Source organism: Burkholderia sp. Ac-20384 (assembly GCF_017104605.1).
GTDB classification, from domain to species: Bacteria; Pseudomonadota; Gammaproteobacteria; order Burkholderiales; family Burkholderiaceae; genus Burkholderia; species Burkholderia lata.
In genome coordinates, this window is record NZ_JAAGPE010000300.1 from 1 (window position 1) to 11,015 (window position 11,015).

The 11,015-nt window shown below is 63.0% G+C and carries 8 protein-coding genes and 1 pseudogene; all 9 read right to left on the bottom strand.

Annotated elements, in window-relative coordinates; translation table 11 throughout:
- Positions 1 to 267 (bottom strand): annotated as a pseudogene (locus G3O00_RS43990) (hypothetical protein); the annotation flags it as partial.
- A 91-nt stretch (positions 268 to 358) separates the two neighbouring features.
- A complete protein-coding gene (locus tag G3O00_RS34630; RefSeq protein WP_011351504.1) occupies positions 359 to 1,558 on the bottom strand; it encodes an MFS transporter in 1,200 nt (399 codons plus the stop codon).
- A gap of 357 nt (positions 1,559 to 1,915) precedes the next feature.
- Positions 1,916 to 2,536, bottom strand: coding sequence for a hypothetical protein (locus tag G3O00_RS34635; RefSeq protein ID WP_206145667.1), 621 nt, complete (start codon positions 2,534 to 2,536; stop codon positions 1,916 to 1,918).
- On the bottom strand, positions 2,533 to 5,073 hold the full coding sequence (locus G3O00_RS34640; protein WP_206145668.1) for a peptidase M23: 2,541 nt from the start codon (positions 5,071 to 5,073) through the stop codon (positions 2,533 to 2,535). Before G3O00_RS34640 ends, G3O00_RS34635 begins: the two co-directional genes overlap by 4 nt.
- Positions 5,074 to 5,088: 15 nt before the next feature.
- On the bottom strand, positions 5,089 to 7,167 hold the full coding sequence (gene tssI, locus G3O00_RS34645; protein ID WP_206145669.1) for a type VI secretion system tip protein TssI/VgrG: 2,079 nt from the start codon (positions 7,165 to 7,167) through the stop codon (positions 5,089 to 5,091).
- A 91-nt stretch (positions 7,168 to 7,258) separates the two neighbouring features.
- On the bottom strand, positions 7,259 to 7,777 hold the full coding sequence (locus G3O00_RS34650; protein WP_206145670.1) for an Hcp family type VI secretion system effector: 519 nt from the start codon (positions 7,775 to 7,777) through the stop codon (positions 7,259 to 7,261).
- Positions 7,778 to 8,251: 474 nt separating this feature from the next.
- Positions 8,252 to 9,076, bottom strand: a complete 825-nt coding sequence (locus tag G3O00_RS34655; RefSeq protein ID WP_206145671.1) for a phosphodiesterase — start codon at positions 9,074 to 9,076, stop codon at positions 8,252 to 8,254.
- An 84-nt stretch (positions 9,077 to 9,160) separates the two neighbouring features.
- Positions 9,161 to 10,192, bottom strand: a complete 1,032-nt coding sequence (locus G3O00_RS34660; protein ID WP_206145672.1) for an ABC transporter ATP-binding protein — start codon at positions 10,190 to 10,192, stop codon at positions 9,161 to 9,163.
- A gap of 13 nt (positions 10,193 to 10,205) precedes the next feature.
- Positions 10,206 to 11,015, bottom strand: an 810-nt coding sequence (locus tag G3O00_RS34665) for an ABC transporter permease subunit (RefSeq protein WP_206145673.1), incomplete at its 5' end; no start/stop codon positions are given.

Consider the following 11,015-nt stretch of genomic DNA (forward strand, 5'->3'; position numbering starts at 1 on the left):
GAACGCGGCTAGCAGGTGTGCAGTAATGGACTGGCGTTCGTAGGTGTGCGATGCCGGTCGGGCAGCCGGGACGACGGGTGATGTGCCGTCGGCGGCCGAACAGAGCGCAGTGCCGGATGCTGCGCCGATCCGGGCGCCTGCGGCCGTCCCGCTGGCCGGGCCAACGCCGGCTGCCGTGATGGCTCCTGCCGCGGTCATCGATCCGGCACCGGCGGTCGCGATGCCGCCCAGCGCCGAACCGGAACCGGCGTTCGCGCCGCCGCCCATCGCTGAACCGGTACCCGCGTTCGCCCCGCCGCCTGCCGCCGAACCGGCAGCGCCCCGCGCCGACGCGTGACGCCGCCGTGGCCGGTCGCGCTCAGTCGCGCCGGCCGCCGCGATGGTGGAACCAGCCGCCGAGCGCGGTGAACACCAGCCCGGTTGCGCACATTCCGATCCAGCCGAACGCGTGCCATGCGGCGACGCCGGCCGACGAGCCGAGTGCGCCGCCGATGAAATAGCACACCATGTACACCGTGTTGACGCGGCTGCGCGCCTCGGGCTTCAGCGCATAGATGCGCGACTGGTTCGAGATCTGCGCGGCCTGTACGCCGACGTCCAGCACGATCACGCCGATCACGAGCCCGACGAGGCTCGAACCCGACAACGCGAAGATCACGAACGACAGCGCGAGCAGCGCGATCGCGAGCGAGATGATCGCGCGCGGGCCGCGCTTGTCCGCGAAGCGGCCCGCGTACGGCGCCGCGAGCGCGCCTGCCGCACCGACGATCCCGAACAGGCCGGCCGCCTGCGGGCCGAGATGGAACGGCGCGCCGGCGAGCAGCAGCGTGAGCACGGGCCAGAACGCGCTGAATGCCGCGAACAGCGCGGCACCCGTCAGCGATGCCTCGCGCAGCCCGCGCAGTTCAACCGCCAGATGCCACATCGAGCCGAGCAGCTTGCCGTACGACAGCGTCGACGTCGGCGAGCTGCGCGGCAGTCGCAGCACGATCACCGCGGCGAGCGCGACGAGCGCCGCGACCGACGCGGCAAACACCGCGCGCCAGCCGAAATACTCGGCGACGAAGCCGGCGGCCGTTCGCGCGAGCAGGATGCCGAGCAGCAGGCCGCTCATCACGGTGCCGACCGCATGCCCGCGTTCGGCCGGCGGCGCGATTTCGGCAGCGAACGGCACGGCCTGTTGCGCGATGGTCGCGAGTACACCGATCGCGAGGCTCGCGACGGCGAGCACGGCCAGCGACGGCGCGGTGGCCGCGACGATCAGGGCGACCGACAGGCCGGCGATCTGCATCAGGATCAGCCCGCGGCGGTCGAAGCGGTCGCCGAGCGGCGCGAGCAGGAACATGCCGGCCGCGTAGCCGAGCTGCGTCGCGGTCGGCACCGCGCCGATCCACGACGCGCCGTCGGGAAACGCGGAGCGGAAGCTGTCGAGCAGCGGCTGGTTGTAGTAGATGTTCGCGACGGACACGCCCGCGATCGTCGCGAGCAGCAACAGCAGGCTGCGCGAGTAGTGGGGCGAGGCGGCGTCGGTCGGACGGTCGGTGGAGGCGGTGGACATGGCTGCGCGGACGGAAGTGGGGCGGCGCAGCGCGCGGCGCACGCGTCGGGTGCGCAGGCGGGCGGGGCGCCGTCGAGGCTGCCGATCATACCGGAGCGACGTGAATCCTGCCGGACGGGGGGCGAAGCCGGGCGGGTGCGCTTGGAAGAGCACCGCAACACAGTTCGAGCTGCTTTGCCGAGGCGCTTCAATCTCGAAATCCGCGACTCGGCCGTGCCACGCACGAAATTCGTGGGACCGGCTGAAAATTCACTTTTCAGTGAGCATGGCTTAAATAGGTCTGGGAAACTGCGGATATCTTGCTTCAGTTGAAGTTTGATTGAAGGCGCTAGATTGCATCTACGAAAACTACTTATTTCACTCAACCACAAGGCTGTTGATAACGTGCGCTGGCCAACTATTTTTCGACGCAAAGTTGTGCGCTCTCAGCGGTAAAGTGCTGCAGAGGGAAAGCGAAACGGCCGTTGTCGTACCTGGGAAGAATCCGTCCCAGCACTCGTAAAGTTCACGTACAGGCACCAGTGCTCGATTGTTCCCCAAAGCTTTGCCGTACGACAGTACTAACCTTGAAACGATGACGACATCGGCACTGTTTCCTCTTGGGCTAGGAATTTTCTTCGATGTGGTGACTTCCTGAGTTACATCACGTTGAGCGTCGTAGTAGCTGGCTCTCGATGTCTTAGGTTGGCCATGATTCAGATCGATGAAGCCTATTTGCACCTTTTCGTGGAGGAGCGCTTTGTCTGCCGCAATGCTGCCATAGAAAAAAGGGCTGCCGGAACGATCGTCGTATAGCAGGCGGCAAGCATCTTTGCTTTTATTCAGTTTTCGTGTTGATCTCAGGGAAAATCCGCAAGACTTGATGAGATCGTAACGATATTCCGATGGGGCTTGTTTGGATACTTCCTGACTTCCGTTCCATTTTGAGGGAAAGAGTAAAATAAAAATAATAGCTGGTAGAAATATTTTCCTGCTCATGGTCTCAAGTTGTCACGCGAGATAGTTTGGGAAACATCGTCGCTGAGATGCTTATACGCGCACTTGAAATACATTACTCTCCTGTTTTGGTGAAGTGCTGCTCGATTAACCTGCAGTGTCACATTCAAGACGTCAGCATCGATTTCTTGCTCATCGATTGGGTGATTTCTTTTGAATTTGTCGACTCTCGTATTGATGTTGATTTTTCCATCAAGAATCCACCGATATTTATTTTTACTCCCTGGTGGATTTTCATATCGATCGCGGGTCGACTCTGCAACCCAATATAGTCCGGACGCGTCCGTCGACGTGTAAGCGTCTGACTCAAGCAAGAGTTGCCGCGGTTCTGTGACATATGAAGCATTTCGGTAAGCGCTGTACGTGTCGTAATTCACGCGACCAGTAACTTGAATGACCCCTCTGCCGCGAAATCGGGCGCCATCTCCTGCCTGTGTATTGCCAAGATCGGTTCGCCCTTCGTAGGCAGTGCCGCTCGCATATTCGCGTACAGTTTGAAGTCCATCAGTTTCTTGGGCAATCTGTCCCCAGAAATGTGCTGTGCGCAATATGGAGTCCAAGTAGTATTTCCGTCTTGCTAAATTTATGGCTTGCCACATTCGTGGCGGCAGTTGATGCTTGCTTGTAGATTGTCCGCGAACCAGAAGTGACAGTGCTCTACTAAATGTCAATCCAGTGCCTGTGGCAGGCAACAGTTGCACCATTTCTGACGTACTAAGCCAGCCGCAATTCTTCAGTGCTGCGACAAACCGTAAGGGATGAAAGTGATAATGCTCTGCCTTAAGAGTCAGCCCTGTCTCTACCGCCTCCTCCCAAAACGCCAACGCTTGATGGTGACGCTTGAGCCTTTCGTACGCTGGCTCACTTAGACACATCGGGAACACGATGTTGCCGACCTCACTCTCTCCTTCGGTACCCTTCAGCCAGCCCCAGCGCTTGTCGAAATCGTCACGCGCCCACTCGCTGGGCATCTTGACCACACAGTAGGTGAGTCGGTCACGCAATTCGCCAGTCTGCGTCTTGGCATAGGCAAGGATCAGCCGGTTGCGGTGTCGGGTGGCAGCGTCAATCACGGCTGCATCGGGTGCTGGCGATATCGGCTCGATCAAGTCGAGCAGTTGCCTTGAGTCGCAGCGGCTGTTGCCGTCGGCATCGTCGTCAATAAATGTCCAACCCAGCCAGTGCGGGAAGTCGGCGTCGCTATAGACCTTCGTGCCGATACGATTGAGATCCACGTAGGCGGTGACACCACCGTCGATAGCAACCTTGCGGAAATGCGGCAGGCGACCCTCATGCAGATCTGTGGCGGCCGGCGCGTCGGGCCCCAGGATTCGACCGAAGCGCAGCATCTCGTAGCCGGCACTGGGGCATCCGGGGTAGGTGTCTGTCGCGGTCTTGTAGAGGTTATAACCGCCCGCTGCTTCTTCGACGCTACCACGCCGATCACCCACAGCATCACGCGTTGTCACGGTGATAGTGCCTCGCGCTTCGCTCAGCGCAATGTTAAGCACCTCCTTCGTTTGCCCGTTGGGCCGTACGGTCCATTGCGCCCATGCTTCGGCGGTCAGATCATCGGGCGGCGTGGCGGCCGCGGCCCCATAGACAGCTGGTACGCGAATAGTCCGTTGTGCGACGGTGGGTGGGGGCGGTGCCTTCTTGCCTGATTGCGGCGCGGGCTTCATGGCTGCCTGATATGCACCGGTGACTCTCGGCCACCACGTACCAGCCTGTGCTGCGGTCTTGCCGTTGAGCTTCAGGATGCGCTCTGGTGTCGTCCGGAACCGTTGCGCAACACTTTCGAGCGTATCGTTGGCGGCACCCACCGCGGAATCGAAGGCACGCACGACGTAGTTCCTGGTTTCGGTACGCGGGTTGACCGCGTACATAGGCGTACCTGCAGGCAACACGATATGGATGTCGCCCCAGACGCAGTTGCGTCGTCCCTCGGGGGCTTGCAGCTTGCCTTGGCTGCGGCCCATCAGTTTCTCTACGTTCGCTTTGTCGGCAACGATTTCGAAATGGATGCGGTTTGGCCTGCCGTAGATCTCACCTGCCTGGCCAATTGGGTCTTTGCGATAGATCTTGTCGCCTTTCGTCCACGCTGCCTTGGTGGCCGAATTGATCGCCATGCTCTTCAGGTGCTGGTAGATCGAATAGAAGACGACCTCGACACCTTCGCCGATTTCCGTCTGGTGCTTGATGATCACCACACCATTGCTGGTCCAGCCAGCGTAGTAGAGCAAGGGGTAAGCGTCGCGCTCTTGCTCGGTAGGGTTCTGCTTCGGCTTGGCAGCACAGGCACGCGCGAACACGACCTCGCCGTCGGCAATGGCGCGCACCGGCTCCGGATTTGCGTCAGGGCCTGGCGCGACCAGATGCACACCGCCATGCCAGCCGAACTGATGGCTGACGGGGAAGCTGCCTTTACCGCTCTTTTCGCCGAGGCCAAAGGTTCCGTCGTTCCTGTCGTCGTCGGTTTTCGGTTGAGGGGTGCCCAGGAAGGGGAAGCTGACAAGCATAGGTGGTTCCAGGTTCTATTCGGAAAACGAGACGTCGTTGAGATCGACGGGCTGACCGGGCAGCGGTTGACCATCAATTCCAAACGGAGTGCCACGACCGGCGCCACCCCCATCCATGGGGCCGTTGAATTGCGTCAACACGGCATCGAAGGTGATACCGCTGTCGTCCAGCGTGATGGTGCCGCCCGGACCGCGCAGGCGGAACACGTCGCCGGCCTGTAGCTCGATGACCCTGGTTCGTGTGGTCACGGCTTGTCCGGCTTCGATGTCGATGCGCCCCTGCACGCGTTGCTCGCAGTGACCGCCGATCTCCACCGTGTGGTTGGCGGCTGTCTTGTCGCGGCGGTTGTTGCCGACCTCTTCCGTGCGGTCCTTGCCTGTCGTGATGGTGTAGTTGCGACTGATGGCCAGGAAGTCGTTATGGCCGATGTCGTGCCGACGGTCCTGCCCGATCGTGACCTGTTCGTCGTGCCCCACTGTTTCCTTGCGGTCATTGCCGATCGCAATCGTCTCGTCATGTTCGACCTGCTCGCTGCGGTCGTGGCCCACGAACGTTGTTTCGTCGTGGTTGACGTGGATGTTCTGATCGCGCTGCGCGTGGACGTAGATTTCCTCTTGTCCGGCCTCGTCCTCGAAACGCAGCTCGTTGTAGCCGTCGCCCTTGTGCGTCTGGCTCTTGATCGTCATCCGCGTCTTGTGGCGCGGCAGTTCGTACGGCGGTAGCTGCAAGCGGTTGTAGGTGCGGCCAGTGATAACTGGCTGGTCCGGGTCGCCATCGAAGAAGTCGACGATCACGTCCTGACCGATGCGCGGGATCGCCATGTGTCCCCACAGCGCCCCCGCCCAGTTCTGCGCAACGCGGATCCAGCACGAGCTGTGCTCGTCATGCTTCCCCTGACGATCCCACGGGAATTGCACTTTCACTCGGCCGTATTCGTCGGTGTAGATCTCTTCGCCTTCCGGGCCAACCACCACTGCCGGCTGCGGGCCGTCGATGCGCGGGTGCGGCAGTGGCTCGGCGCGCCATTCGGCATCGTCCGGCACCAGGACTGCTTCGTAGCCGTAATACGTGCCGTGTTGTGCGTCGGCGCTTTCTTCCCCTTGGCTGGTGTGTTGCTTGCCGTGATGCACCAAGCTCACCGGACGCCAGCTGCGGTTCATGTCCTCGCGCGGGTGACTAGTGAGCTCGAAGGCGATGCCCGGTTGCAAGCGCGCGTCGTCACCATTCACGATAGCCGCGCGCGCATCACGCCGATGACCACGCAGGCGATCCTGGGTGAACGCCTTGCCACTGGCTTCGTGCTTATATCGCCCCGGGTAGTCGTAGCGCGCGTAGCCTCGCCCCTGATGATCGAGATCGGTTCCGTTACGCGGGTACTCGTAATTGAAGCGCGGATTCTTGAACGTGTAGTCACGCTGCACCTGGCGCGCGGTACGTACATGCTCGGTGTAGGCAAAGGTCCGCAGGCACGGCTGCGGCTGATCGCCGCCTGGCGTGGCGTTGTACAGCACGGGTTCGCCATCGAGGCGACCGAAGATGAACAGCCGGTCGCAATGAATCAGCCGGTGCCCGTCCTTGCCATGCTGGAACGCGTAGAAGAAGCCTTCCTCGCGCAGGATGCGTTCGATGAACGCGTAGTCGGTGTCGCCGGCCTGCACGCAATACTCGCGCGCAAGGTGCTCGTTGGTGGCGCGTTGCTCGTAGTCCATCGTCAGGCCATGCGCCTTGAGCACGGCGGTGGCGATCCCGGTCACGCTCAGGGTCTGGAAGATCCGCCAGTCGGACGACAGCTTGAGGCGTGCCAGACGCGGCTCGACCACGGCGGAATATCGGGTACGTCGAAAACCGGTATCGCCCTGAACGAAGGACGACACCGTGCCGTGCACGTAGCGTATCGGCTGCCCACCCTGCCAGATCGTGAGCAGGCCGTTGCGATCGAGCATCTGACCAAAGTCGATGGCCGGATCGGCGCTGGCCAGTTCGACCTGCAGGTGGAAGGTCTCGGACAACCCCTCATGCAGCGTGAACTCGACGACCTCAAATGACTTGTCGCCAGCAGTAAAGGTAAATCTCAGGTCGGATGACGTCACCATAAGCATTCCTTAACGGACCGTGATCGGGCCGGTCGCTCGACACATGCGCCGAGCGACCGGCGCACGCACCGGCCGCTCAGGTCACTCGAACTTACGCTTCCTGCGGCTTGCGCCAGTCGTCCGAAGCCTCGGTACCGGCGATGGCATGGGTCCAGGTGATCTTGCGGTAGGCCATCGAGACCTTCACCAGTTGGGTGTACTCGGCCTTGCTGGGGTCCTGCGCATGCGGCAGCGCGGTGTTGATGTTGACGACGGTGGCGTCTTCCAGCTTGGTCGTGAAGAAGTGCTCCTGCTTGCCCTCGGTGGAGGTGCGATACCACTTCACCTCTACTTCGGGGAGCATTTCGCCTGCTGCCAGCGCCTGGTACAGCAGCGGCGTGGCCTTGTTCAGCGGCGCGGTGAAGGTGAACGGCTTGTGCACACGCTGGCCGGACGGCTGACCGCTCTGCGGGTCGGTCGGCGTCGCGATCAGGTGTTCGATTTCCTGGACCAGGATCTGATCTTCGTGACCTTCCTGGTACACGTTGCCCACCGAGTCGGCGGTGAAGGCGCCCTGCGTGATGTTGCCCTGGGTCTTGCCCTGGATGCTGATATAGGCGGGAGTCGGCATTGGCTGCTTCCTTGAAGTTATTGTCGAAAAGGCCGGTTGGGCCATGGCGCCGGAATGGCTTGGAGCCTTTACGCAATAGCCATGCCAATCCGCGGCCTTGCCGCGTTTTTCCTTCAAGATCAATGCACTATCGGCTGGCCGAGGGGCGCCGAACAAATACGCGGGAAAGCGAATCCAAATAAATCGCTTTTTTAGAGGGGAAATCGGGCCATTTCTGGCCCGATCAAAATCAACCCATTGATAAGAAAGGGAATTTATCGGGCCATTTTTGGCTCGACCGGGTCAAAAATGGCCCGCTTGTCGGCGTGGGCGTGAAACCACCGACAGCCGGCAACAAAAAGCGATACCGACGACAGTACCGGTTACTAGGCAGCACATGTCGAATAGCGGGAGGGTTCTATCGGAGACGCGAGATGAACGCGATACACCCCGAACATCCAGAGAGCGATATTCCGACACCCGTTGCTTTCAATGTCAGTCGACCAGCTCACCCGTCGGTTCATAAAACGGATAAGGCCCAGCCCCTTCATCGACATACACGTGATGCGACGTCATCCCCGTATCGGGCACATAGTGATGGACCGCGAACGCCGGCGGTTCGAGCCGGAACGCGGAGGGCCCATCGGTCCGCAGGTCGAACGCGACCTGGTGCGCGGGCGACGGCACCGCGGCTGCGAGTGTGCCGCCGAAGCGCGTGAACATCGTGCGATGCACGTGGCCGCACAGCACGCGCTCGACGTTCGGATGTCCGCGCAGCAGCGCGTCGAGTTTCACGGAAGCGGCGGGTGCGAGGCGCAGCTTGTCCATGTGGCCGATTCCCGATGCGAACGGCGGGTGATGCAGCGCGACGATCACGGGCCGGTCGCGCGCCGCGTCGAGCTGCGCGGCGAGCCAGGCGAGCCGTGCATCGCACAGATCGCCGTAGCTTGCACCCGGTACCTGCGAGTCGAGCGCCAGCACGCGCACCGCACCGACGTCGAGCGCGTACTGCACGAATTCGCCGTCCTGCAGCTCGGCGCGATCGGCAAACGCGCGGCGCAGCCCTGCACGGTCGTCGTGATTGCCGATCATCAGGTGGTACGGAATCTCGAGCGCCGCGAGCAGCCCGCGCAGGTTGCCGTATTCTTCATCGTGGCCGAAATCGGTCAGGTCGCCGGTGACGAGCACGGCGTCCGGGCGCGGCACGAGCGCGTTCAGTTTTTCGATGCAGCGCGTGAGCGCGGCCGCGGTGTCGACGCGCCGGTACGCGAGCTGTCCCGGACGCTTGATGTGGAGATCGCTGATTTGAGCAAGCAGCATCGTCGTTCCTCGGAATTGTCTGATTGTTGTCGCGGCGTCGCGCGCCGCGGTGGGGTGCTGCATGAATGATGCCGGAATGACGGATTACCCGCCGAGCGCGATCAGGCCTTCCGGTGCGATCGTGAGCCCGACCGCCGTACCGCGTGCGAGCGCGATGCGACCCGGCACGTCGATCACGAGCGCGTCGGGGGCCGCGTGCTCGATCGTGAGGCGCGTGCGCTCGCCGAGGAACGCGCACGCACTGACCGCGCCGCGCAGCGGCGCATGGCCGGGATCGGCGAGTTGCGCATCCTCGGGGCGGAAGAACCACTCGTCGGCGGCGTGCGGCGTCGCGATCGCGCCGCCCGTGGTCACCAGCGTGCCATCGCGCCACTGCCCGGCGAGCCGGTTCAGCGTGCCGATGAACTGCGCGACCGTGCGGTTTGCCGGGTGGTAGTAGATGTCGCGCGGCGTGCCGATCTGTTCGATGCGGCCCGCGCCCATCACGACGATCCGGTCGCCGAGTTCCATCGCTTCGGCCTGGTCGTGCGTCACGTAGACCGTCGTCACACCGAGTTCGCGCAGCAGCGTATTCATCTCGCGACGCAGCGTGTCGCGCAGCTTCGCGTCGAGCGCAGTCAGCGGCTCGTCGAGCAGCAGCACGCGCGGTCGCACCGCCAGCGCGCGGGCCAGCGCGACGCGCTGGCGCTGGCCGCCCGACAGCTGGTCGACCGGTTTGTCCGCGTGCGCGTCGAGCCGCATCATCGCGAGCAACTCGTCGACGCGCTCGCGCAGCGCGCGCGGCGCGGTCTTGCGGATCCTCAGCCCATAGCCGACGTTGCCGCGCACCGTCAGGTTCGGAAACAGCGCGTAGTTCTGGAACACCATGCCGACCTGCCGGCGCTCGATCGGCAGCGCGGTCACGTCGTCATTGCCGAACGCGATCGTGCCGCCGGCGTCCGGCGTGTCGAGGCCCGCGATCAGGCGCAGCGTCGTGGTCTTGCCGCAACCCGACGGCCCGAGCAGCACGAGCGTTTCGCCCGCGCCGATCGACAGGTCGAGCGGTTCGAGCACGCGGGTGCCGCGGAACGTCTTTGCACAGCGGGTCAGGGTGATGGGGGTGGAATCGAGTTTCATGTCTGCGAGATATTCAGCGCGGGCGCTTCTTGAGCGCACGCGTGCCGGACGGATCGACGCCGAGCCACTGCATCGCGACGAGCAGCGGCAGCGTCATCAGCAGGAACAGGATCGTGTACGCGCTGCCGACTTCGAGGCGCAGCGACGCATACGTATCGGCCAGCCCGACGGGCAGCGTCTTGGTGTCGGGCGTATGCAGCATCCACGTGAGGTTGAATTCGCCGATCGACAGCGTGAGCACCGCGAGCGCACCCGCGACGATGCCGGGGCGCAGGTTCGGCAGCACGATCGTGACGAAGCGCGTGACGAACGATGCGCCGAGGCTGGCCGCGCCTTCCTCGAGCGTGCGCAGGTCGGCGCCGGCCGCGACGGCCGCGACCGCGCGCACCATGAACGGCAGCGTGAACACGACGTGGCCGACGACGATGAACCACAGGCTCATCCGGAACGCGGTGAAGCCGCCATACACGACCAGCAGCGCGAGCGCCGACGCGAGGCCGGGCAGTGCGACCGGCAGCACCAGTGCCTCTTCGATCGCACGCGCGACACGGCTCTTGCTGCGTGCAAGCGCATACCCGGCCGGCACGCCGACGACGAGCACGATCGCGAGCGTCGCGAACGCGACGTAAAGCGACAGCGCGACCGAGCCGTGATACTGCTGCCACACCTGTTCGAGCCAGCGCAGCGTGAGCCCGCTCGACAGGCCGCGGAAATAGTTGACGGTGAGGCCCGCAAGCACCGACATCACGACGGGCACGATCAGGAACGCACACAGCAGCAGCGTGACGCCCCATTGCAGCGCGGCGATCGCGCGCGCGCCGGT

What these genes read in the sequence shown, in the direction of transcription:
- G3O00_RS34630 (WP_011351504.1), bottom strand. Translation starts at nt 1,558, where the DNA reads ATGTCCACCGCCTCCACCGACCGTCCGACCGACGCCGCCTCGCCCCAC.
- G3O00_RS34635 (WP_206145667.1), bottom strand. Translation starts at nt 2,536, where the DNA reads ATGAGCAGGAAAATATTTCTACCAGCTATTATTTTTATTTTACTCTTT.
- G3O00_RS34640 (WP_206145668.1), bottom strand. Translation starts at nt 5,073, where the DNA reads ATGCTTGTCAGCTTCCCCTTCCTGGGCACCCCTCAACCGAAAACCGAC.
- tssI (WP_206145669.1), bottom strand. Translation starts at nt 7,167, where the DNA reads ATGGTGACGTCATCCGACCTGAGATTTACCTTTACTGCTGGCGACAAG.
- G3O00_RS34650 (WP_206145670.1), bottom strand. Translation starts at nt 7,777, where the DNA reads ATGCCGACTCCCGCCTATATCAGCATCCAGGGCAAGACCCAGGGCAAC.
- G3O00_RS34655 (WP_206145671.1), bottom strand. Translation starts at nt 9,076, where the DNA reads ATGCTGCTTGCTCAAATCAGCGATCTCCACATCAAGCGTCCGGGACAG.
- G3O00_RS34660 (WP_206145672.1), bottom strand. Translation starts at nt 10,192, where the DNA reads ATGAAACTCGATTCCACCCCCATCACCCTGACCCGCTGTGCAAAGACG.